Here is a 1,707-nt window from a genome sequence, read left to right as displayed (position 1 = left end):
GTATCCCTTCCAGACTTCATGTGGATCGAGGGCATACGCACAAACCTTACCAGCAACGGGGATTCTAACTAATGCATTTTTTGATTCTAAGTAATTGAGCCAACGAATAATTGTGCTTCTGCTAACTCCAAGTTTTTCAGCTAGGAATTGCTGATCCGCAACGACAGCGCCACACGTAGGATCGATATGCTCCGCTAAAAATGAGTACAGCTTCAGTGCTGATATGCCTTGGCTATCCTTCAGCAGCTCTCGAACGCGTTCCCAACCTTTTGGGGATACCTGTGTAAACCTTGAATTCTTCTTTGCTTCTTCGAGATCCTCGGTGTTTTTCTTTGCCTCATCTGAAAGTTGTTTCAGTCGTTTTTCTGAATCAATAAACATGATTTTTTCCCTCTAAAAATCCCATGCACTAACGTTGGTTCAAATCTAAGCCATCATGACACATCTGTGCAACACCTTGTTGCGTGTTGTCGCATCCAGGATGCGACAACGTTGTGTCACCCTGGATGCGACAGGTAAACAAAAAACACACTAAAAAAACAACAACTTACAAATCGGCGTAAAAGATCTATTCTAGGCAAGGGTGTTGCGCGCAACGCAACGCCCTTTGGGGGTGTCGGGGCGAAGCCCTGACCCAGTCACGTAGCGATAGCGGAGTGTATACTGGCTTACTCCTCTGCAAGCCTCGCCAGCCGTGATTTTTGCCAGATTTCGTGGTTTTCACGTTCAACAGCTCCTGCACGTTTTTTGCCGTCCGTTCACCGTTAACCCCCGCAGAAATCGGGACAGGATGTGCAAATGTAATACCGTCACCCGCGACGATATTCCGTTTGCCATCTGGTCAGGGCTTCGCCCCGACACCCCGTATCAGTGCGTACGTGCTCAATGTGGTTTCCGGTTCTCTTCCGCTTCCTCGCCCACTCGCTCACTAACGTTCGGTCGCTGGGGCTGCGGCGAGCGGTGCCACCTCTCGCATGTTGTCGGTGATTCCGCTGTTGTTCTTTCGGGGATGAGTCGTCAGATAGCCCTTCAAACGCGCTCAGAAGCTCTCAGACGCACGAGGCGGGGTTTAAATGCCCGTCAGGGCATGGAAGGCGCGAAAAACGCTTACAGAGGGTTTCAGGAGGTCAGGCGCGCCGATACCCCTAACCAGGGGCTTTCAGGTCGCCAGGAACCGCGTCAGCCCCCTGCAAAGCCCATTTGCACGGCACTGGCAGCTATTCAGCTGGTTGGTGGTCGTAGACCGTCGATGTTACAGCGATGGGGGTCTGGGGTTCTCCCCAGACGGTTTCCGGTTGCGCTCAAGGCGCTGCCGGAACCGTGGCAGCTCAGACGTTTTGGAGATTATCGGGCAAAGGTTGCGAATGACGTCAATGACGTCATTTTGCGGCGTTTGCCCTATCCTGCATCGCATCGAACTGACATGCGGCAAAAGAGCAATGCAGGATAGACAATCATGGTCAGAACGTTAACACGTAGCCCCTGATTGTCCGCCTGCCGCTGGCTCAATGGTCATTTTTTTCGATATTTATCTAGCTCAATTACAGGTGCTGGAGTTTTTTTCTTTGCTATTTTTTTTGGCTTTTGTATTTTTTCATCGTTGCTAACGACAAACATTATTTTATTTCCATCTTCATTGATAACATCAACAAGATTAAATTCTTTATCTTCACAATTCATATAAAGATTTATTCCTGTTGCATATTC

2 protein-coding genes are annotated in these 1,707 nt (G+C 49.2%); both read right to left on the bottom strand.

Features of this window, described 5'->3' with window-relative positions; translation table 11 throughout:
• Positions 1-381: helix-turn-helix domain-containing protein (locus R7Z41_RS23715; RefSeq protein ID WP_077129297.1), on the bottom strand; the 381-nt coding region annotated here is incomplete at its 3' end.
• 1,131 nt (positions 382-1,512) lie between these two features.
• Positions 1,513-1,707: hypothetical protein (locus R7Z41_RS23710; RefSeq protein ID WP_085012068.1), on the bottom strand; the 195-nt coding region annotated here is incomplete at its 5' end.

This window comes from Vibrio sp. 1457 (assembly GCF_033340195.1).
Lineage (GTDB): Bacteria > Pseudomonadota > Gammaproteobacteria > Enterobacterales > Vibrionaceae > Vibrio > Vibrio alginolyticus.
This window is presented reverse-complemented; position numbering and strand designations above follow the sequence as displayed.